At 57.0% G+C, this 20,665-nt stretch carries 24 protein-coding genes and 1 tRNA gene; 19 read left to right on the top strand and 6 right to left on the bottom strand.

What is annotated here, in order from left to right:
* The first annotated feature begins 131 nt into the window (after positions 1-131).
* Positions 132-437: a YkgJ family cysteine cluster protein gene (locus QN377_RS11555; protein WP_095001104.1), complete on the top strand. Its 306-nt coding sequence runs from the start codon at positions 132-134 to the stop codon at positions 435-437.
* 10 nt (positions 438-447) lie between these two features.
* Here the strand turns inward: QN377_RS11555 and QN377_RS11550 are convergent, their stop codons facing one another.
* The 6 genes from QN377_RS11550 to hemA form a co-directional block, all read right to left on the bottom strand.
* Positions 448-966: an acyloxyacyl hydrolase gene (locus QN377_RS11550; RefSeq protein WP_095001103.1), complete on the bottom strand. Its 519-nt coding sequence runs from the start codon at positions 964-966 to the stop codon at positions 448-450.
* 82 nt (positions 967-1,048) lie between these two features.
* Positions 1,049-1,840: a glutamate racemase gene (murI, locus tag QN377_RS11545; protein WP_095018255.1), complete on the bottom strand. Its 792-nt coding sequence runs from the start codon at positions 1,838-1,840 to the stop codon at positions 1,049-1,051.
* Positions 1,833-2,588 (bottom strand): molybdopterin-synthase adenylyltransferase MoeB, encoded by a 756-nt coding sequence (locus QN377_RS11540; RefSeq protein ID WP_095023086.1) that lies wholly within the window; start codon positions 2,586-2,588, stop codon positions 1,833-1,835. The genes murI and QN377_RS11540 overlap by 8 nt, the downstream gene beginning before the upstream one ends.
* Positions 2,582-3,412, bottom strand: coding sequence for a peptide chain release factor N(5)-glutamine methyltransferase (gene prmC, locus QN377_RS11535; protein WP_095003172.1), 831 nt, complete (start codon positions 3,410-3,412; stop codon positions 2,582-2,584). Before prmC ends, QN377_RS11540 begins: the two co-directional genes overlap by 7 nt.
* Entirely contained in the window at positions 3,413-4,495 is a 1,083-nt protein-coding gene (prfA, locus tag QN377_RS11530; protein ID WP_095003173.1) for a peptide chain release factor 1, read from the bottom strand.
* 2 nt (positions 4,496-4,497) lie between these two features.
* Positions 4,498-5,781: a glutamyl-tRNA reductase gene (gene hemA / locus QN377_RS11525; RefSeq protein ID WP_095003174.1), complete on the bottom strand. Its 1,284-nt coding sequence runs from the start codon at positions 5,779-5,781 to the stop codon at positions 4,498-4,500.
* Positions 5,782-5,982: 201 nt separating this feature from the next.
* On the opposite strand from hemA, the gene QN377_RS11520 reads away from it, so the two are divergent.
* From QN377_RS11520 to hrpT, 18 genes are all read left to right on the top strand, one after another.
* Positions 5,983-7,707 (top strand): tetratricopeptide repeat protein, encoded by a 1,725-nt coding sequence (locus QN377_RS11520; protein ID WP_095023088.1) that lies wholly within the window; start codon positions 5,983-5,985, stop codon positions 7,705-7,707.
* A gap of 3 nt (positions 7,708-7,710) precedes the next feature.
* On the top strand, positions 7,711-8,337 hold the full coding sequence (gene lolB / locus QN377_RS11515) for a lipoprotein insertase outer membrane protein LolB (protein ID WP_317757187.1): 627 nt from the start codon (positions 7,711-7,713) through the stop codon (positions 8,335-8,337).
* Between the two features lies 1 nt (position 8,338).
* Positions 8,339-9,199 carry a 4-(cytidine 5'-diphospho)-2-C-methyl-D-erythritol kinase gene (gene ispE, locus QN377_RS11510; protein WP_370688637.1) on the top strand — a complete coding sequence of 287 codons (861 nt, stop codon included), beginning with the start codon at positions 8,339-8,341 and terminating at the stop codon, positions 9,197-9,199.
* 37 nt (positions 9,200-9,236) lie between these two features.
* A tRNA-Gln gene (locus QN377_RS11505) sits at positions 9,237-9,311 on the top strand.
* A 45-nt stretch (positions 9,312-9,356) separates the two neighbouring features.
* Positions 9,357-10,298 (top strand): ribose-phosphate pyrophosphokinase, encoded by a 942-nt coding sequence (locus tag QN377_RS11500; RefSeq protein WP_019825119.1) that lies wholly within the window; start codon positions 9,357-9,359, stop codon positions 10,296-10,298.
* Positions 10,299-10,437: 139 nt separating this feature from the next.
* Complete coding sequence (locus QN377_RS11495) at positions 10,438-11,025, top strand: 50S ribosomal protein L25/general stress protein Ctc (RefSeq protein ID WP_095003177.1); 588 nt, start codon at positions 10,438-10,440, stop codon at positions 11,023-11,025.
* Between the two features lie 166 nt (positions 11,026-11,191).
* Complete coding sequence (gene pth / locus QN377_RS11490) at positions 11,192-11,776, top strand: aminoacyl-tRNA hydrolase (protein WP_016781749.1); 585 nt, start codon at positions 11,192-11,194, stop codon at positions 11,774-11,776.
* A 23-nt stretch (positions 11,777-11,799) separates the two neighbouring features.
* A complete protein-coding gene (gene ychF / locus QN377_RS11485) occupies positions 11,800-12,900 on the top strand; it encodes a redox-regulated ATPase YchF (RefSeq protein ID WP_086798695.1) in 1,101 nt (366 codons plus the stop codon).
* A gap of 124 nt (positions 12,901-13,024) precedes the next feature.
* Positions 13,025-14,089, top strand: a complete 1,065-nt coding sequence (locus tag QN377_RS11480; RefSeq protein WP_095003178.1) for an FUSC family protein — start codon at positions 13,025-13,027, stop codon at positions 14,087-14,089.
* Positions 14,090-14,339: 250 nt separating this feature from the next.
* The gene (locus QN377_RS11475; RefSeq protein ID WP_322212388.1) at positions 14,340-15,257 is read left to right on the top strand and encodes a sigma-54 dependent transcriptional regulator; all 918 of its coding nucleotides are present in this window, start codon (positions 14,340-14,342) and stop codon (positions 15,255-15,257) included.
* A gap of 296 nt (positions 15,258-15,553) precedes the next feature.
* Positions 15,554-15,781 carry a hypothetical protein gene (locus tag QN377_RS11470; RefSeq protein WP_095019655.1) on the top strand — a complete coding sequence of 76 codons (228 nt, stop codon included), beginning with the start codon at positions 15,554-15,556 and terminating at the stop codon, positions 15,779-15,781.
* Between the two features lie 97 nt (positions 15,782-15,878).
* Positions 15,879-16,247, top strand: coding sequence for an EscI/YscI/HrpB family type III secretion system inner rod protein (locus tag QN377_RS11465; protein ID WP_095003181.1), 369 nt, complete (start codon positions 15,879-15,881; stop codon positions 16,245-16,247).
* 8 nt (positions 16,248-16,255) lie between these two features.
* Complete coding sequence (gene sctJ, locus QN377_RS11460; protein ID WP_095019656.1) at positions 16,256-17,011, top strand: type III secretion system inner membrane ring lipoprotein SctJ; 756 nt, start codon at positions 16,256-16,258, stop codon at positions 17,009-17,011.
* Entirely contained in the window at positions 17,008-17,553 is a 546-nt protein-coding gene (locus QN377_RS11455; protein WP_095019686.1) for a type III secretion protein, read from the top strand. Before sctJ ends, QN377_RS11455 begins: the two co-directional genes overlap by 4 nt.
* Complete coding sequence (gene sctL / locus QN377_RS11450) at positions 17,531-18,145, top strand: type III secretion system stator protein SctL (protein WP_095019657.1); 615 nt, start codon at positions 17,531-17,533, stop codon at positions 18,143-18,145. The genes QN377_RS11455 and sctL overlap by 23 nt, the downstream gene beginning before the upstream one ends.
* Positions 18,146-18,166: 21 nt before the next feature.
* Positions 18,167-18,385, top strand: a complete 219-nt coding sequence (locus tag QN377_RS11445) for a type III secretion protein HrpF (RefSeq protein ID WP_095019658.1) — start codon at positions 18,167-18,169, stop codon at positions 18,383-18,385.
* A 68-nt stretch (positions 18,386-18,453) separates the two neighbouring features.
* The gene (gene sctC, locus QN377_RS11440) at positions 18,454-20,406 is read left to right on the top strand and encodes a type III secretion system outer membrane ring subunit SctC (RefSeq protein ID WP_323567625.1); all 1,953 of its coding nucleotides are present in this window, start codon (positions 18,454-18,456) and stop codon (positions 20,404-20,406) included.
* The gene (hrpT, locus tag QN377_RS11435) at positions 20,403-20,606 is read left to right on the top strand and encodes an HrpT family type III secretion system protein (RefSeq protein WP_095019660.1); all 204 of its coding nucleotides are present in this window, start codon (positions 20,403-20,405) and stop codon (positions 20,604-20,606) included. The genes sctC and hrpT overlap by 4 nt, the downstream gene beginning before the upstream one ends.
* Positions 20,607-20,665: the final 59 nt, after the last annotated feature.

Genomic DNA, 20,665 nt, shown 5'->3' with positions numbered 1-20,665 from the left:
AGATGTGTATAAGAGACAGCTCGCTCCCACAGGGAGAGTTAACCGGCAACAGAGTATCTACGGGGGGTTATACATCTGCGTTCATCAGCACATTTACACCTGATGCCAGCACTGCCTTACACTGCACGCCTATGACCAACATCCCCCTGACCGAAATTACCGAACCCGCCGTTACCTGTTCAACGTGCGCGGCATGCTGCTGCCAGCTGGAAGTGATGCTGATCACCGACACCGGTGTGCCCGAGCGTTTTATTGCAGAGGATGACTGGGGCGGCGAAGTAATGCTGCGCCTGGATGATGGTTGGTGTGCGGCTTTGGACCGCAACACCATGATGTGCACCATCTATGAGCTTCGACCACTGATTTGCCGCGAGTTCGAAATGGGCGAAGTCGAATGCCTCAATGAACGCCAGGGCATTGCCACGGCGTATCGCTAAATACCTGCCCCTACAGCGGCATGGTGTAGTGCAGCGCATAGCTTTCTACGCCGTCATTGGTGCTGGAGATCCCGGCATTGGAATAGTGGGTCGCACGAATCCCGACCTCATGACCACCGGCAAAGCGCAGGCCAAACCCCAAACGGTCTTCAAACTGGAAAGCTGTTCCCAGACGGTTGCCCTCCACTTCAGTGTGCGAGAACAACGCCACCCCGATCCCGGCTTCGAGATAGGGCTTTACGCTTCCACCGGCAAATTCGTACACCAGCACGGGCGAGAACGACAGGCTATTACTCGCGGATGACTTGTCACCTTCCCAGTAGGTATAAGCCCCATCCCAATAGCCGGTCAGACGCCCCACATCACTTTGTAGCCAGCTTTTGTCCCAATCAGATTTCAAGCCCAGACGGTAGGTCATGGTCGATTCGCTGGTGTGCCCCACCGCAAATTCAAGCCCGGCAGCCTGTGCAGTAAAACTTTGCCCCAGTGCAGCGGCTGCAAGCGCAGCCAAACAAAAAAGTCGCTTCATAAGAAAATCCTATTTTCATATGCCCATGTCAGTGGTTATGCGCTTCATCAGGCAGGTGTCATGAAGCATAAGTTCTGTTTTTTTACAGACCGAAGCTTCGCACAACGCCAGATTTATTCCACAACACAGGCAGGATATTTCCTAAGTGTTCAGGAGAAGCGCTGGTCCAGAACTGCGTCTCAGCAGGCGGGCCAGCTGCCAGCAAGCCGCGCTCAGCCAACAATCGCTTGAGCTGGCGCGCCACGGCGGCACCGGTGTCGATCAGGGTAATCGAACCAGGAAGCATCTGGCTTAGCAGAGGCTTGAGGAAGGGGTAATGCGTACAGCCAAGAATAATGGTGTCACAGCCCGCGGCCAGCAACGGTTCGACATAACCGCGCAACAAAGTACGCAAGGTATCGCTGTGCAGGTCGCCGGTTTCGATCAGCTCCACCAGGCCCGGGCATGGCTGAGTGATAACCCGCACATCGCTGGCAAAACGATCGAGCAAGGCGGCAAATTTGGCGCTCTGCAATGTGCCGGTCGTGGCGAGTACGCCTACCACTCCACTGCGGGTGGCCGCTGCCGCCGGTTTGACCGCTGGCTCCATACCGACCATGGGCCAGGTCGGGTAACGCTGACGCAAATCCGCCACCGCAGCCACCGTTGCAGTATTACAGGCCAGCACCAGCGCCTTGGCGCCTTGCTGCTGGAAAAATTCAGCCATTACCGCGCAGCGCTGACGAATGAATTCGGGGCTTTTTTCGCCATAGGGGATATGCCCGCAGTCCGCCACATATAGCAGCGACTCGTTGGGCAATAGCGCGTGGATCTCCTTGAGTACCGACAAGCCACCGACGCCGGAGTCGAAAACGCCAATCGGCGCCTCACTCATGGCCAGTACCGCATACGCTGCAGGCCGGGTCGCGCTTGACCCGCAATTCGCGAAAACGCGTGCTCGAGGCATCGACCAGCAACAGCCGGCCCACCAGTGGCTCACCAAATCCGGCCAACACCTTGAGCGCTTCAAGGGCCTGCAAGCTGCCGATCACCCCCACCAGGGGGCCAATGACGCCGGCTTCGCTGCAGGTCAGCTCCTCTTCGCTGCCATGCCCGTACAGGCAGTGATAGCAAGGGCTGGCACTCTGGCGCGAGTCAAACACCGACAGCTGCCCCTCAAGGCGAATCGCCGCGCCACTGACCAACGGCTTGCGCGCCGCAACACAGGCCTTGTTCACCGCCTCACGGGTGGCAAAGTTGTCGCAGCAGTCGAGCACCAGATCCACCGCGGCAACGGCGTCGGCCAGCGAATCGGCATCCAGCGCCGAGCGGTGGGCAACCAGCTTGAGATGCGGATTGATCAGGCGCAGTCGGCGCAACGCCGAGTCCACCTTGCTCTCGCCAACATTGGCAGTGTCATGAATGATCTGACGCTGCAGATTGGTCAGGTCAACGCTGTCAAAGTCAGCCAGATGCAGCTCGCCGACACCGGCGGCGGCCAGGTACAGCGCGACGGGCGAGCCCAGCCCACCCAGCCCGACAATCAGCACACGGCTGTTTTTCAGCTTCAGCTGGCCATCGATATCAACCTGTTGCAACAGGATCTGTCGGCTATAGCGCAACAGCTCCTCGTCGGTCAGCACGGCAGGCGGCCCAATGTAATGCGTTCGTGGCCGCCCAGGTCCGTGCGGCTTTCAACCTCGGCAAAACCTGCGTCCTGCAACAGTTGGCGCACAGCTGCAGCCTGATCGTAACCGTGCTCCAGCATCAACCAGCCACCTGCATTCAAGTGCTGCGCAGAAGCGGTAATGATCTGGCGGATATCGTCCAGGCCATCGGCACCGGCAACCAGAGCGCTTTCAGGTTCGAAACGCACATCGCCTTGCGCCAGGTGAACATCACCGGCAGCAATATAGGGCGGGTTGCTGATAATCAGGTCAAAACGCTGGTCGTCCAGCGCGCTGAACCAATGGCTGGTAAACACATTGACGTTGTCGAGCTGCAAACGCTGGCGATTGCGCTCGGCCAGAGCCACGGCCTCAAGCACGCGGTCAACTGCCGTAACGTGCCAGGCGGCACGTTCACTGGCCAAAGCCAGGGCGATTGCGCCGCTGCCAGTGCCCAGGTCCAGCACTTTGGCCGGGGTTGCGGGCAGCAGGGCCAGCGCGGTTTCCACCAGCAGTTCGGTGTCCGGGCGCGGGATCAGCGTATGCGGCGCCACTTCCAGATCAAGGTTCCAGAAACCCTGCTGCCCCAGAATATAGGCCACCGGCTCACCGGCACGGCGGCGCAGCAAGTACTCGGCGAAGGTCAAGGCGGCTTCGCTGCTGACGATTTTTTCGGGCCATGTGTGCAGATAGCTGCGCGACTTGCCCAGGGCAGCGGCCAGCAGCAGCTCCGCATCAAGACGGGCCGTAGGTGAATCAGGCAGTTCAGCAGCACGCAACAAGCTGGCAATAATAGTCATTTATTCACCCAGGGCTGTCAGTTGATCAGCCTGAAACTCCGCCAATAAAGGCTCGATAACGGCATCAACGCCGCCAGCCAGTACGTCATCCAGGGAATACAGGGTCAGGTTGACACGATGGTCAGTCACTCGCCCCTGCGCGAAATTGTAAGTGCGGATGCGCTCGGAACGATCCCCCGAGCCCACCAGCGACTTGCGCTCGCTGGCAATGGCATTGGCCGCGGCGCTGGTTTGCTGGTCATTCAATTTGGCCGAGAGCCAGGACATCGCCCGCGCCCGGTTTTTATGCTGGGAACGCTCTTCCTGACACTCCACCACAATGCCCGAGGGCAAGTGAGTAATGCGGATGGCCGAGTCGGTCTTGTTGACGTGCTGGCCACCGGCTCCGGAGGAACGGTAGGTATCCACACGCAAATCGGCCGGGTTGATCTCGATGGCTTCCTGCTCATCGGGCTCTGGCAGCACCGCCACGGTACAGGCCGAGGTATGGATACGACCCTGGGATTCGGTTGCAGGTACACGCTGCACGCGGTGTACACCGGACTCGAACTTCAGCTTGGCGTAAACATTCTCACCTTCGACACGGGCAATGACTTCTTTATAGCCACCATGCTCGCCGATGCTTTCGGACAGGATTTCAACCCGCCAGCCACGGCGCTCGGCGTAGCGCGAGTACATGCGAAACAGATCACCGGCAAAAATCGCCGCTTCATCGCCACCGGTGCCGGCGCGAATTTCCAGAAACACGTTGCGCCCGTCATTCGGATCCTTGGGCAGCAGCATGCGTTGCAGGTCTTTTTCCAGTTCGATCAATCGCTCTTTGGCTTCACGAACTTCCTCGACTGCCATTTCGCGCATGTCCGGGTCGTTGTCCTTGAGCAACGCCTGGGCGCCTTCAAGGTCGGCCTGCACTTTGAGCCACTGCGCGTAAGCGGCAACAATGGGTTCAACTTCCGAGTATTCCTTGGAATAGGCGCGGAATTTGGTTTGATCGGAAATGACTTCGCCATCGCCAAGCAATGCGGTCAGTTCTTCAAAACGGTCCTGGAGGATGTCCAGTTTATTAAGCAGTGACGCTTTCATTACTATTTTTTATCCGCAGAGCTATGCGATGAGCCCTCACCGAGGGCAAAAAGTTCTTGGGCCATGGCCAGCGCATCGAGGCGGCCTTCGGCGGAAAGTTTTTTCAGTTGTACGCTGGGGGCATGAAGCAATTTGTTGGTCAGCCCGCGCGCCAGTTGTACCAGCACATCTTCCGGATTGCTGCCGTTGGCGAGCATGCGCTGGGCCTTTTGCAGCTCTTCGTCACGCAGGCGTTCGCTTTGCTGGCGGTAGGCCTTGAGCACATCCACAGCCGCCAGTTCACGCAGGCGCACCATAAAATCGTCAGCGCCGATGCTCACCAGCTCTTCTGCCGCCTGGGCCGCGCCCTGACGGCTCTTGAGGTTTTCCGCAACCACTTCATGCAAGTCATCGACGGTATAGAGGTACACGTCGTCCAGCTCACCGACTTCAGGCTCGATATCCCGGGGAACGGCAATATCGACCATAAAGATCGGTTTGTGCTTGCGCAGCTTCAGGGCGCTTTCGACCGCGCCCTTGCCCAAAATCGGCAATTGGCTGGCCGTGGAGCTGATCACGATGTCGCTGTGTACCAGCTCCTGGGGAATATCCGACAGCAGTACCGCGTGGGCGCCAAACTGCTCAGCCAGGGTACTGGCGCGTTCCAGGGTACGGTTGGCCACCACGATACGCTTTACTCCCAGGTCATGCAGGTGGCGGGCGACCAGGGTAATCGTCTCGCCCGCACCGATCAGCAAGGCCTGGCTGCGCTGCAGATCGCTGAAGATCTGCTTGGCCAGGCTCACCGCGGCAAAGGCCACCGAAACCGGGTTTTCACCGATGGCGGTGTCGGTGCGCACCTGTTTGGCCGAGTTGAACGTGGCCTGGAACAAGCGCCCCAACAACGGCCCGACCGTGCCCGCCTCACGCGCCACGGCATAGGCCGACTTCATCTGGCCGAGAATCTGCGGTTCGCCCAACACCAGCGAATCCAGGCCTGAAGCCACGCGCATCATGTGACGAACGGCTGCGTCGTCTTCATGGATATAGGCGCAGGCACGCAGTTCATCGAGGCTCAGGTCATGATAGTCCGCCAGCCATTGCAGCACACGGTCTGCCGAAAGGTGGTCCTGCTCTATATAGAGCTCGCTGCGATTGCAGGTGGAGAGGATCGCAGCTTCGCGACTGTCGGTTAGGCGGCAGAGCTGCTGCAAGGCCTCAACCAACTGCTCCGGAGTAAAAGCCACGCGCTCGCGGACGTCTACTGAAGCAGTCTTGTGGTTAATACCGAGTGCGAGGAAGGCCATTCAAGATCGCTGATGATGACAATAAGCCGACAATTGTCCTACTTCGCCAGATTCAGAACAACCATTGCTGACTATTGTCTCTATAGTTAACGTCTGTTGAACACATCATCAGCCCCGGATATCGATAGTCGCACCTGTTATGGTTTGCACCATTGCATGTGTCATGATGCCCAGACCGCAGGTAAGTCGCCCATCTCTTATATGAATAGATCCTCCGCGTTGCTCCTCGCTCTCGTCCTTCTCAGTGGCTGCCAGGCTCTGGCCCCCACGTCCCCGGATGACTCATCCGCGGCAGAAGACGTTTCCTCCACCCCGGAAAAACCCACGGTCTACAGTTCGTTCAGCGAAGACACGCTGTACAGCCTGTTGAGCGCCGAGCTGGCCGGCCAGCGCAATCGTCTGGATATCGCCCTCGATAACTACGTGACGCAAGCGATCAACACGCAGGATCCGGGAGTTTCCGAACGCGCTTTCCGTATCGCCGAGTATCTGGGCGCCGACCAGGCCGCACTGGATACCTCGCTGATCTGGGTGAAAAACGCCCCGGACGATATCGAGGCGCAACGTGCTGCAGCCATTCAGCTGGCGCGCAACGGCCGTTATGACGAATCCCTGGTCTACATGGAAAAAGTCCTGCAGGCCAAGGGTGATACTCACTTCGATTTCCTGGCCCTGGCGGCCATAGAAACCGATGCGGATACCCGGGCAGGTCTGCAAAAAAGTTTTGACAGCCTGCTGGCCAAGCACCCGGACAACGGTCAGCTGATTTTCGGCAAGGCCTTGTTGATGCAACAGGACGGTGATGCCGAAGGCGCGCTGAAGCTACTGGAAAAGAACCCGCCGCAAAACGGCGAAGTTGCCCCGATTCTGTTGCGCGCCCGTTTGTTGCAAAGCCTCAACCGCGGTGATGAAGCGTTGCCCCTGCTGAAAAAAAGCGTCAGCCAGTACCCCGATGACAAGCGCCTGGGCCTGACCTATGCGCGCACCCTGGTCGAGCAGAACCGCATGGCCGAGGCAAAAGTGCAGTTTGCCAGCCTGGTGGAGCAATACCCCGAAGACGATGAGCTGCGATTCTCGCTGGCACTGGTTTGCCTGGAAGGCAAATCCTGGGACGAAGCCGAAGGCTATCTGCAAGAGCTGATCGAGCGCGACAGCCACGTCGACTCGGCGCATCTGAACCTGGGCCGCATCGCCGAAGAACGCAATGATCCGGAGGGCGCACTGGTTGAGTACGCATTGGTAGGTCCCGGCAGCGAATACCTGCCCGCACAACTGCGCCAGGCGGACATCCTGATCAGCCATGGTCGCGGCGCCGAAGCCTCGAAAAAACTGGCCTCGGCCCGTGGTGCACAGCCCGACTACGCCATCCAGCTGTACTTGATAGAAGCCGAAACCCTGGCGGCGAACAACCAGACCGATCGCGCCTGGAACACGCTGCAACAAGCACTCAAGCAATACCCGGACGATCTCAACCTGCTGTATTCACGCGCCATGCTGGCCGAGAAACGTAACGATCTAGATCAGATGGAGCGGGATTTACGCGCCATCATCAAGCGTGAACCTGACAACGCCATGGCATTGAACGCCCTGGGCTATACGCTTTCGGATCGAACCACTCGCTACACGGAAGCCAAGGCGCTGATCCAGCAAGCCTATGATCTGAACCCGGACGACCCTGCTGTGCTCGACAGCCTGGGCTGGGTGAATTATCGCCTTGGCAATCTGGATGAGGCCGAACGCTTGCTGCGCCAGGCGCTGGAGCGTTTTCCTGATCAGGAAGTAGCCGCTCATCTGGGCGAAGTGCTGTGGGCCAATGGCAAGCAGCGTGAAGCCAAAACAATCTGGGGCACTTTTCTTAAAGAAAATCCTGACAGCCCTATTCTGCGCAAAACCATTTTGCGCCTGACCGGATCAGAGACTCTTTAACTCATGTTTTATCGTCACTTGCGCCATCTCGTGGTTTTCAGCCTGATTGCCGTGCTCGCCGGTTGCGCGGGCTTCGGCGCCCGCGAATCCGTAGAAGGCCACGGCAGCCCTGCCCTGTGGTCAGCCCACAAACAGCAATTGACCCGGCTCGACGGCTGGCAAATCAGCGGCAAAGTCGGCATTCGCGCCCCTAAAGAATCGGGCAGCGCCACGCTGTTCTGGCTGCAGCGCCAGGACTATTACGACATACGCCTTTCCGGTCCGCTGGGCCGCGGAGCCGCTCGCCTGACCGGGCGCCCGGGCAACGTGCTTCTGGAAGTGGCCAATCAGGGCCGCTATGAAGCACCGACCCCTGAAGCGCTTTTGGGCGAACAATTGGGCTGGAGCCTGCCAGTGTCACATCTGGTCTGGTGGGTACGCGGCTTGCCTGCGCCCGGCAGCAAAAGCCGGGTAACATTGAATGGTGACAGCCGCCTGGCCAACCTGGAACAGGACGGCTGGAAAATCGAATATTTGAGCTATGTCGAGCAAAACGGCTTCTGGCTGCCTGAGCGGGTCAAGCTGCACGGCCCGGATCTGGATGTCACGCTCGTGGTTAAAGATTGGCAACCTCGCTTGTTGGGTCAATAAGATGCAAGACCGTCTGAATCGAAACACTCTGGTTTTGCCCTCCCCGGCAAAGCTTAATCTGATGCTGCACATTCTCGGTCGTCGCGAAGATGGCTATCACGAACTGCAAACGCTGTTTCAATTTCTCGACTACGGCGATGAAATGACCTTTGCCGTGCGTGACGACGGAATCATTTGCCTGCACACCGAATTCCCCGGTGTTGCTCATGACGACAATTTGATCGTCAAGGCCGCAAAAAAGCTTCAGGCACAATCCGCTTGCCCGCTGGGGATCGATATCTGGATCAAAAAAGTGTTGCCCATGGGCGGCGGCATCGGTGGCGGCAGTTCCAATGCCGCCACCACACTGCTCGCGCTCAACCATCTTTGGCAACTGGCCTGGGATGAAGACCGGCTGGCAGCGCTGGGCCTGACTCTTGGGGCCGACGTCCCGGTTTTCGTTCGTGGCCACGCCGCATTTGCTGAAGGTGTCGGCGAAATTCTTACGCCTGCCGAGCCAGAAGAACCCTGGTATCTGGTGCTTGTCCCGCAAGTATCTGTAAGTACTGCAGAAATATTTTCAGATCCGTTGTTGACACGTGACTCTTTGCCCATTAAAGTGCGCCCCGTTCCCAAGGGAAACAGCCGAAACGACTGCGAAGCAGTAGTGAAGGAGCGTTATCCAGAAGTACGTAACGCTTTGAATTTGTTAGGTAAATATACCGAAGCAAAATTAACTGGAACTGGAAGTTGTATATTTGGGGCCTTCCCAAACGAAGCAGATGCTGATAAAGTGCTGCACCTTCTTACAGAGACCCTTACAGGGTTTGTAGCAAAAGGAAGCAACGTTTCGATGTTGCATCGCAAGCTGCAAAATTTGTAAAAGGAAACGGGTACACGGTACTCGTAGCAACAGATACAGGGGCGTCGCCAAGCGGTAAGGCAGCAGGTTTTGATCCTGCCATGCGTTGGTTCGAATCCAGCCGCCCCTGCCATTTCTTATACTCATCCAGGTTACCCTCAGCCTTCAGGTACTGCGCGTGTCCAAGATGATGGTCTTTACGGGGAACGCTAACCCCGATCTGGCTCGGCGTGTCGTACGTCAGCTGCATATCCCACTCGGTGACATCTCTGTCGGCAAGTTTTCCGACGGCGAAATTACCGCTGAGATTAATGAAAATGTCCGCGGTAAAGACGTTTTCATCATTCAGCCGACTTGTGCTCCGACCAACGATAACCTGATGGAACTCGTCGTGATGGCTGATGCCTTCCGCCGCTCCTCAGCGACTCGTATTACTGCTGTTATTCCTTACTTTGGTTATGCCCGTCAGGATCGCCGTCCGCGTTCCGCACGTGTGGCTATCAGCGCAAAAGTTGTTGCTGACATGCTTACCGTAGTCGGCATCGATCGTGTTCTCACGGTTGATTTGCATGCTGACCAAATCCAGGGTTTCTTCGATATTCCTGTAGATAACATCTATGGCTCCCCAGTTTTGGTGGATGACATCGAAGATCAGCGCTTTGAGAACCTTATGATTGTGTCCCCGGATATCGGCGGCGTCGTGCGTGCACGTGCTGTTGCCAAATCCCTGGGCGTCGATCTGGGTATCATCGACAAACGCCGTGAGAAAGCCAATCACTCTGAAGTGATGCATATCATCGGTGATGTCGAAGGGCGTACCTGTATTCTGGTTGATGACATGGTCGATACCGCCGGCACGTTGTGCCACGCGGCTAAAGCCTTGAAAGAGCATGGTGCTTCCAAAGTGTTCGCCTACTGCACACACCCTGTGCTGTCGGGTCGGGCAATCGAGAATATCGAAAATTCCATGCTGGATGAGCTGGTGGTGACTAACACCATCCCGCTGTCCGCTGCCGCACAAGCCTGTTCGCGTATCCGCCAACTGGATATCGCACCGGTTGTGGCTGAAGCGGTTCGCCGCATCAGCAACGAAGAATCGATCAGCGCGATGTTCCGATAAGGGCCCTGCCCTTTCAGGACTTCTGCTGACGAAAAGCGCCCCGCCCCAGCAATCCGTTGGGGCGGGGCTTTTTTGCCCATACCGTCCATGGCGCTGGTCGCAAACGCCAGGGCGGATGTGGTTATTTTGGAGATACAACATGAACGATTTTACTCTGAATGCTGAAGTGCGTTCCGACCTGGGGAAAGGTGCGAGCCGCCGCCTGCGTCGTCTCGCAAGCCTGGTTCCAGCTGTAGTTTACGGTGGCGAAAAAGCCCCTGAATCCATCAGCATGCTGGCTAAAGAAGTTGCCAAACTGCTCGAAAACGAAGCTGCTTACAGCCACGTTATCGAACTGACCGTTGGCGGCGTTAAGCAAAACGTGATCATCAAAGCTCTGCAACGTCACCCGGCTAAAGGCCACGTGATGCACGCTGACTTCGTACGCGTTGTTGCTGGTCAAAAACTGACTGCAATCGTACCGGTTCACTTCGTTGGTGAAGCGGCTCCGATCAAGAAAGGCGGCGAGATCTCCCACGTTGTTGCGGAAATCGAAGTTTCCTGCCTGCCAAAAGACCTGCCTGAATTCATCGAAGTTGACCTGGCTAACGCTGAAGTCGGCTCGATCATTCACCTGTCGGACATCACCGCTCCTAAAGGCGTTGAGTTCGTAGCTCTGGCACACGGTAACGACCTGGCAGTAGCCAACGTTCACGCTCCACGTGTTGCACCAGAAGCAGCAGAGTAATTCATTACTCTGTCGTTGGAGTCTTGAGAAACATCGCGAGCTAACACGCAGCGAGTAAAGCGGACAAGATCGCGAAGTTTACTCACGTAAACCCGCTTTCTTGTCCGTTTTCGCCGCTAACCGTTAGCGGCGATGTTATCCACAACTCCATAGAAGGGCCCTTGTCGTGACCGCCATAAAACTGATCGTTGGCCTGGGAAATCCAGGCACCGAATACGAACAGACCCGGCATAACGCAGGGGCCCTTTTTGTTGAGCGTCTCGCGGCAGCCAATGGGGTAAACCTCGTTGCAGACCGCAAATATTTTGGCCTGACCGGGCGCTTCAGCCACCAGGGTCAGGATGTTCGTCTGTTGATTCCCACCACCTATATGAACCGAAGCGGCCAGGCCGTTGCGGCGCTTGCCGGTTTCTACCGCATTGCGCCGGAATCCATATTGGTGGCCCACGACGAACTCGATCTCCCGCCAGGCGTTGCCAAGCTCAAGCTGGGCGGCGGCCACGGAGGTCACAACGGATTGCGCGACATCATCGCGCAACTGGGGAACAACAAAGATTTCTACCGTCTGCGGCTTGGCATTGGCCACCCGGGCGTCGCCAGCATGGTGTCCAACTTTGTCCTCGGTCGTGCGCCACGCGCCGAACAGGAAAAACTGGATGCCAGCATCGATTTTGCCCTCGGCGTGCTGCCGGATATCCTCGCCGGGGAATGGAACCGTGCGATGAAAAACCTGCACAGCCAGAAGGCCTGACTCTTTTTCCGAGGGGAAACACCATGGGATTCAACTGCGGCATCGTCGGCCTGCCTAACGTCGGCAAGTCCACCCTGTTCAACGCCCTTACCAAGTCCGGTATCGCGGCCGAGAACTTCCCCTTCTGCACGATCGAGCCGAACACCGGTATCGTGCCGATGCCCGACCCACGCCTGGACGCGCTGGCTGCCATCGTCAAGCCACAGCGTATCCTGCCGACCACCATGGAGTTCGTTGATATCGCGGGCCTGGTGGCTGGCGCATCGAAAGGTGAAGGCCTGGGTAACAAGTTCCTGGCCAACATCCGTGAGACCGATGCCATCGCTCACGTGGTCCGCTGCTTTGAAGACGAAAACGTTATTCACGTTTCCAACAGCGTTGACCCGAAACGCGACATCGAAATCATCGACCTTGAGCTGATCTTCGCCGACCTCGACAGCTGCGAAAAGCAACTGCAGAAAGTCGCGCGCAATGCCAAAGGCGGTGACAAGGAAGCCGTAGCCCAAAAAGCCCTGCTGGAACAGCTGATCGCCCACTTCACCCTGGGCAAGCCGGCACGCAGCCTGATCAAGAACATGGACGCAGATGAGAAAGCCATCATCAAAGGCTTCCACCTGCTGACCACCAAGCCGGTGATGTACATCGCCAACGTGGCTGAAGACGGTTTTGAGAACAACCCGTTGCTGGACGTTGTGCTGGCTATCGCTGAAGAAGAAGGCGCGATCGTTGTTCCGGTCTGCAACAAGATCGAAGCAGAAATCGCCGAGCTGGATGACGGCGAAGAGAAAGACATGTTCCTGGAGGCCCTGGGCCTTGAAGAGCCTGGTCTTAACCGTGTGATTCGCGCCGGTTACGAAATGCTGGACCTGCAAACCTACTTCACCGCCGGCGTGCAGGAAGTTCGCGCCTGGACAGTAAAAGTAGGTGCGACCGCCCCTCAAGCAGCCGGTGTGATCCACACCGACTTCGAAAAAGGCTTTATCCGCGCTGAAGTTATCGCCTACGACGATTTCATCAAGTTCAACGGGGAAGCGGGCGCGAAAGAAGCCGGTAAGTGGCGTCTGGAAGGCAAGGAATACATCGTTAAAGACGGTGACGTCCTGCACTTCCGTTTCAACGTGTAATACAGCACACGTATAAAAAACCGCGCCCAGGCGCGGTTTTTTTTGGCCTGGCGTTTGTGGCGCACTCCGGGGCGCAACAACGGTCTATGGTTAACGCCATCTCACCTCATGATCGGGAGCCTCAATGATTCCCCGCGCCAAATTCCTCAGCCGCTATACCGACCCCATAGTCGAAAAAATCAAGGCCCGCTGGTCCCTGGGCTGGCGAGACGCCCTGGCCTCAGCCATTGCCGCCGCACTGGCGTGGATTATCGCCCGGCATTTTTTCGGTCACATACACCCCGTGTTTGCCGCAATCAGTGCCGTGGTGTGCCTGGCTCCAGGCCTGCCCAGTCATGGCAAGCAAGCGGTGGGCCTGATGGTGGGTGTCGCCACCGGGATCATCGTAGGCGAAGCCGCCTTGTGGTTGCCGGATGCTTACCCGTTGGTGCGTATTGGCTTTGCTACCTTCTCTGCCATCGCCATCGCGGCACTCTATGGCCTGGGGGCCGTGGTGCCCATCCAGGCCGGTGTATCGGCGGTGCTGATGCTGGCCGTAGGCCCGGAAAGTGCTGGCGTGGTACGGATGCTTGATGTGGTCGTGGGCTCATGCGTCGGGCTGGTTTTCAGCCAGATACTGCTGACCCCCAACCCGATCGGCATTATCGACAGCTCCGCCAAGGAGTTGCTCGAAAAGCTGGCGTCGGGATTCGGTAAAAGCCTGCAAGCTCTCGAAGGACAAGATGCGGCCAAGGCTCAAAATGCCGTGCAGATATTTTCCAGGGCCCACGACAGCCTTATTGCCCTGGAGAACGGCATCAGCATGGCCCGCAATACCGCCCGCTGGACCTTGCGCGGGCGCTTTGTATCACGGGAAGTCAAAGACATTGCCAGCCGTTACGAGCGCCACGCCGTGCGTTTATACGCCAGCTCCCTGTTGTTTGCAGAAGCCTTTGCCGATGCCTTGCGCAAGGAACAGGGCCCGGCACCGTCCTCCCTCCACGAACGGCTGGCAAACGTTGCTTCAGGCTGCGCCTCGATCGCCAGCGACGATGAACACCCGGTACTCATCCCCGTAGCCGGCGATGAATCGGCCGATGTTGTGTCAGCACCGTGGCAGCTGTGCATGCAGCACTTGAGCACCGTTGAAAGCGCCCTTCTGACCTTCGGATTTACGACTCAGGGCGATAGCAGAAAAAACCCTGAATAAAAATACGAATAAATACCCGTTTACCCTTACCTCCACGAAGTTCGATCCATGGAGGTAAGGCACGCTATCCCTACGCCAATAAATACTAATCCTTACCGTGTCTATGTGTTTTAGCTCTCGACAGGCGGCCAGTTCAGGCCTTGGTTTAAACCGTCAACACCTTCAAACTATAAAATAAAAAGCGTTGTTTATACCTGTTTAACATTGCGAATTTCCCCTACCAAAAAAACATGGCGCCGGAGTATATTCAATGGGATTCTTTCGCCCGGACAAAGAGCCTTCAAGCCTATATTTTTCCGATGACACACAACTTCACGCTACTGTCAGAAATGCGGCAGCACAAAATATCGACATAATGCTTCATGGTGAAACAGGCACAGGCAAAGATACATTGGCCGAGCATCTGCATACCTTATCCGGGCGCCGTGGTCGTTATATCGCACTCAATTGCGCGGCCATCCCCGAGAGTCTGGCGGAAAGCCAGTTATTTGGTGTCACCCAGGGCGCATTCACCGGCGCCCTGCAATCACGAGCAGGATTTATAGAAGCTTCAGATAAAGGCACTCTGTACCTGGATGAAATAGACAGCATGCCGCTGACTTTGCAGGCCAAATTGTTGCGCGTTCTGGAAACCCGTGGTGTTGAGCGATTGGGCTCGACAACATTCATCCCCGTGGACATGCGTGTGATTGCCTCGGCCCAAACCTCCCTTGCGAAGTTGGTGGCACAAGGTCATTTCAGGTGCGACCTGTACTATCGCCTGAATGTCGTGAACCTGCACTTGCCGCCTTTGCGAGAACGACGCGAATACATTACCCCCTTGTTTATGGAGTTTATTCAGCGTGAGGCCCGGCATTTCAACTCATCCATACCAGTACCGAACACTGCGCTGCTACAACAGATCATCTGTCATGACTGGCCGGGCAATGTCAGGGAGTTACGCTCCGCAGCAAAGCGCTTTGTGCTCGGGCTACCCCCGCTGGATACCTCTTCCTGTGAACATGAATCCACAATTCTAAATTTAAAAATGCGCCTGCAACAAATAGAAAAGCAGTTGATCGCAGATTGTTTGCGACGCCACTTTAATTGTATCGATTCTGTGGTAATCGAACTTGGGATTGCCAAGCGCACGCTGTACCACCGAATGAAACAATTAGACATTTACTGAGTAGTTCCCACTGGAACTGCCCACATGGATATCGACACTTAAATAGCGAACAGACGTTCTGTTGCACTCCCAATACCGAACCACAGAGGCACATACATGTTCCCTTTACTTTCACTTGTAATGCCCTTTGCGAGCCAGGTCCTCAACGCGCTTGGCGGATTTGGAAACACAAGAATGCCCCCTGCAAACCCGGCAAATACTCACACCAACAATATCGATCACTCTCAAACGAACATATATATAAATAATAAAATTTCGTTCTGACCTTCCTGTAAAAAACCAAGAGGATACAGACCATGATTGGAGCAATAATTGGATTGATTGCAGGAATGTCGCGCGCTGCTGGCGACGACCCCCTCCAAGCGCAAAAGAATTTTGCGCGCGAACAAGAATGGAAAGCCGCCGCGGCCGCCATGCACAAAACGGGAGTTGACACGAGAAACGGCATAGCCGCCGGAGTAATGGACTCAAGTAGCAAGTCAATGAATGCAATCTTTGCAGGTGCCAAGGCCATCTCGTACTGATTTTATTCATACCGCCCCATCTCGAATGGGGCATCCGGCCAATCGGGGCGTGCAGCCACACAAGCATGCAACTACAACTCACAGCTTGAGGTTTCAAATGAAAACCCACTTTCCTTCGAAGCTCCCCCAGGCCGTCTTGAGTGCCTCTGAACTACCCTCGAACACCCCCGAACTGGCCGATATCCATTGGTTCAACGCCTCTTTGCTTGCCACGGCAACTAAAGCAACCAATACCGAGATATCCGATAAATTGACCAGCCACCCACTCAAACAGCGCTCTGCACTTTTAGCGGGTCTGTCGAGTACCGCCGCAAGGGCCCTGCAAAAAGCCAGTACCAGCACCGACCCCCTCGACATGCTCAAATCCACCCGGGCCCTGTCGGCGCTCCACCTTGAGACCGTGCTGAGCGCCAAGATGATCAGCAAGACGTCACAAGCCATCGAAAAACTCACCAATCTGTCTTAGGTAACCGCATGGCAGCGCGCCTGATCAAGAGCGTGTGTTTCCTGCTCGTGCTGGCCGTCACCGGTTGTGGTGAAAGCGTGGTGCTTCACAGCCAGCTCTCCGAACAGGAGGCCAATGCAGTCATTGCAGAACTAGCAGACAAACAGGTCCACGCTCAAAAAGTCCCCGATAAAAATGGCATTTCCATTCGTGTCAGAACAGAAGCTATCAGCCGGGCGATTAACTCGCTGTCGGCGGCTGGCCTGCCCAGAACAAAGCGCTCCACACTGGGTGATATTTTTCGCAAGGAAGGTGTCATTTCTACGCCACTTGAGGAGCGCGCCCGTTACATCTATGCGCTGTCACAAGAGCTTGAAGCCACACTGTCGAGCATTGACGGGGTGATAGTCGCGCGCGTGCATGTGGTACTGCCCGAGCGTGTGGCGCCAGGTGAGGCCGTGCAGCCCGCATCCGCTTCGGTGTTTATCAAACACGATGCCAGACTGGACCCCGACGGCATCCAGTCGCGGGTACGGCGGATGGTTGCCAGCAGCATTCCGGGCATGGCAATGGCAATCGACAACCCGCACAAAATAACCACGGTTTTTGTTCTTGCCGCCGCGTTTCAGGACAACCAGCAACTGCTGTTCTTCGGACCTTTTCTGGTGCCGCAGCAAGACCTGGGGTTCTGGAAAAGCCTGTTCGCTGCACTGGTGACAGGGTGCCTGCTGGCAATCATTACGCCAGTTGTATGGTTAAAGCTGCGCAAAAAGGGCTCTGCATGAATGACATTGATGCCTGGGTACAGTGGTGGGCCTTGCCATGGCGCTACGCCCATCCGCACTGGCAGATCCTTGACGCATCGCCCGCCTTGCTGCGCAACCAGCATGCAGGCGCCAGCAAGAGCTTGGGTATCGCCCCCTGCCTGCCCTGTGCGCCCACAACCAGCCTGATGCAGCTGGCACTGGCGCAACCGGCGCACTATGACGCGTTGCTGCAAAGGGTCGAGCGTATCTGCCGCACTACACCTTCTGCTGCACGGGATGACACGCAGCGTTTGTGGTGCCAGCGCCTTGCCAGGGCTTTGCACCCGCAGGACTGGCTCGAGCCCGCCGACGATCCCTTGCAACTGCTCAGAGCATGGCTCGAACCACCGGTCTGGCAGAGGTTGCGACTGCGCTTTGCCCCTGCACGGATCGAAACGCTGGAGCAAAAACCGGTGCAGGCCATTTCACCGGCCAAACTCCGAACGCTCTGGCAAACAGTGTTGTGGCACACACGACCCCGCGACGAGGGGCACAACCATGCTGACACGCCGCACGATTGAGCTGCAGCCAGGCGCAACCGGGCTGCCCCAGGTACTGATCAGCAGCCAGACCCTGATCGATTGCGGCCTGGCCAATGAGGTGCTGGCCCAGGCACGTGCCCAGGCAGACGAACTGCTGAGCAACGCTGAAAACGCTGCCGAAACGCTGCTGCAAAAGGCCCACAGCGAATTCTGGCAACAGGCCAATGCCCATCTGGCGCGTTGGCAACAGGAACATGGCGCCTTGTGCCAAGCGATTGAAACCAGCGCCTCGCAAGTGGTCAATCAGGCTCTGGAGCGATTGCTCGGTGAGGTGCCGCCACAGATGCGAATCAATGCCTTGCTGGCGCAACTGCTGCCAGCCCAATGCCCGCCATTGAATGCAACCCTGCGCTGCCACCCGCAGATGCTTGCACCTGTACGGCAGTGGCTAAGCACCCGCCCGGATACCGCATGGCAACTGCAAGCAGATGAACGCCTCGACCCCTTCGCTCTGGTGCTGGTCACTGCGCAACACGACCTGCGCATTGACTGGGCCACAACGCTCAAGGCGCTGCTGATCCCCATGACCACTGATGGAACTGATCCGGCAGGAGCTACCACTGAGTGGTGAGTATTGACTGATGGAGGTTCTATGGCTTCGTTCGAAAGCATTCAGCGTCGCATTGACACCCGCTTTATCCAGGCCCAAAAAAAACTGGAGGAGATCGCCCTGAACAATCAAGCAAGCCCCGAAGACATGCAGCGCTTCCTCGACGCTTCACAAAAAATGGCCATTGCCAGTTTCTCGATCAACGAGCAAACCCGATTCAAGCACAGCCTGACCAAAAGCATTATTGATGCCGTGCAGTGATGCTCAGGTTCAAGCACTCCTTGCAACGGACCCTGTTGCCAGCTCTTTTTTTGCTAGCCAACGGGGCGATGGCCGCCGTTCCACAGGAGTGGCAAAAAACGCCTTATGCCCATGAAGCCAATAACCTGTCAGTGCCTGATTTTCTAGGGGCCTTTGCCCATACCGTGGGCCTGCAACTACAGATTGATGGCGCGCTTCAAGGCGTCGTAAACGGCAAGCTACGCGCCGACACGCTCACCGGTTTAATGGAGCGGCTTGCACTGGAACACCGTTTCCAGTGGTTTGTGCATAACAACACGCTCTACATCAGTTCGCTTGACCAGCAGACCACGAGCCGCCTTGAAGTTGCGGACGATACCATTGCCGATCTGAAGCAGGCCCTGACCCGGATAGGCCTGCTGGATGAGCGTTTCGGCTGGGGCGAGTTGCCGGATATCGGCGTGGTACTGGTGTCCGGGCCCAAACGCTATATCGAGCAGATCAGGCAGTTCAGTCGCAAACGGGCAGAACCCGCCAATAAACAGGATGTGCTGACTTTCACACTGCAGTTCGCCAATGCGGCAGACCGGCAGATCGATTATCGGGGCGAAAAACTGAGTGTGCCCGGTATCGCCAGCTTGTTGCGCGGGTTGCTCGATACCAAGTCATCGAGCCCGTTCGCTGCTCCCTCCACCGGCCCCTCGCCAGTATCCGGCACGGCCTCCCCCATGCCTTATTCAAGCAATCCACCACTGCCCGCGCTCACCGCCGATTTGAAATCATCAGGCCTGAACGCCATCCGCGTGGAGGCCGATGTACGTAACAACAGCGTGTTGATCTACGACGCCAGCGAACGCGGGACGCTCTATCAGGCACTGATCGCCAAGCTCGATGTCCCGCGCAAACTCGTGGAAATAGACGCCGTGATTCTCGATATCAACCGCACCCAACTCAACGAACTGGGGACGAAATGGGGCTTTCAGAGCGGCCGTTTCGGGATGGCTACTGGGTTGTCTGGCACTTCCCCGACAACCGTGTCCATGATCCAGGCTGACCGTTTTGCAGCCGAGATCAAGGCGCTTGAAGCCCGCGGGCTGGCAACGGTGGTATCCAACCCCTCGATCATGACCCTGGAAAACCAGCCCGCTGTTATCGATTTCAATCGCACGCAATATATCCAGGCCGTCGGTGAGGGCGTGGCCAACATCATGCCGGTCACCACCGGCACCAGTTTCCAGGTCATACCCCGGGTAATCGAAGCCAGTGGCGCCAATCAGATTCACCTGATCATCGATATCGAAGACGGCACCTTTGCCGACAACACAGGGCAGCATTCCACACCGGATGTTCGCAAAGGCAACATCAGTACCCAGGCAGTGATCCACGAAAAACAATCCCTGGTCATCGGCGGTTTTCATGTCGCTGAAGAGGTCGACAGCCGCAATCAAGTCCCTGTATTGGGAAATATCCCATGGCTGGGCAAGCTGCTGTTTTCGTCCACGCAGAACACTAAAAATCGCCGTGAGCGGCTGTTTATCCTGACACCCCGCCTGATTGGCGACCAGACCAACCCTGCCCGCTACCTGCCACAATCGGATCAGGCGCAACTGGAGGCAGCGCTGACCCCATTGAGACGGCGTGATGCGAAGCAGCCAGTGATTCAGCGCTCCGATATTACCCGGGTGTTCCGTCAACTGGTCACGGGCCACGTGCCTGGCCGGTTCACAGCGATGCCGATGCCGACCCGGACGGGCAGCCTGTGCAAAGCGTTCACGTCTCTGAAGGTCGATACCGAGCGTCATCAGTGGTACGAAAGTGAGGACTACAACGTGGCCGTACTGGTATTGCACAACCAGAGCCAGAGCCGGGTGCGCGTCGATGAACGTGATTGCAGCACTGCCGGCACCTTGGCGGTGAGTGTCTGGCCGACTCCGTGGCTGGCGCCCGGCGAACGTGCGGAGGTGTTTATCGCGACACGAGCACCCGAGCCCGACGAACAATCAAGCGTGTCTCGGCCATCATTGCTGGAGGTCGCGCCATGACTCGGCTGATCGCAGTTGCCATGGCGGCGGCCCTGGCTGGACTGTTGCAAGGCTGCACCTCGGATTGCCGTACAGACCTGTGCGCGCGCCCGGCCTCCAGCGCCAGGACGCTGGTGATCTGGTGGCCACCACACATGCGTACAGATACAGGCTCGTATGCTGAACGTTCAGACCATCACGTTGTGCCTCTGGAACCCTAGATCAACCGTGCAACGACCCATTGCCCCGGTGATCTGAAGACATTCAAACCCACGCATCC

This window comes from Pseudomonas sp. CCC4.1 (assembly GCF_035019225.1).
Lineage (GTDB): Bacteria > Pseudomonadota > Gammaproteobacteria > Pseudomonadales > Pseudomonadaceae > Aquipseudomonas > Aquipseudomonas bubulae.
The sequence above is the reverse complement of the archived record's forward strand: the minus strand, read 5'-3'. Positions and strand labels throughout refer to the sequence as shown.